The organism is Aeromonas sp. LsrichE-8G (genome assembly GCF_022869435.1).
Lineage (GTDB): Bacteria > Pseudomonadota > Gammaproteobacteria > Enterobacterales > Aeromonadaceae > Aeromonas > Aeromonas caviae.
Genome location: NZ_JALIHH010000296.1, coordinates 1 through 337, shown reverse-complemented (window position 1 = coordinate 337; position 337 = coordinate 1). Strand labels below are relative to the sequence as shown.

Below are 337 nucleotides of genomic sequence, written 5' to 3'. Positions count from 1 at the left end.
GCCAACCCAGTGATTTGAAACTGATGGCCAATTGGCTCTTCGCCACGCTTGGGTCTGCCACGTCCTGTATAAACGGGTTCACCTACCACTTCGGCATCCAGTTGCAGCAGCATCAAGCTGGCGGTAAAACAGCTCAACTCAGCTTGGGCATCCGCCTCACAAGCAAAGCGTCGGGCACACAATTTGGCGAAGGCTTTGAGCTCGCGGGTACTGTCTTTGAGCAGGTTTTTGGCCAATGTCTGCTGCTCGCGGTGGCTGGCTTGTTCGCTGCGCACCAGCAACCAACGTTGCGCGACCCCGGCATAATTCGCGTGTTGCCAACGGCCATGATAGCCAT

At 56.4% G+C, this 337-nt stretch carries 1 pseudogene; it reads right to left on the bottom strand.

Annotated elements, in window-relative coordinates:
- Positions 1-337, bottom strand: a pseudogene (locus tag MUW49_RS21635) (IS1634 family transposase); the annotation flags it as partial.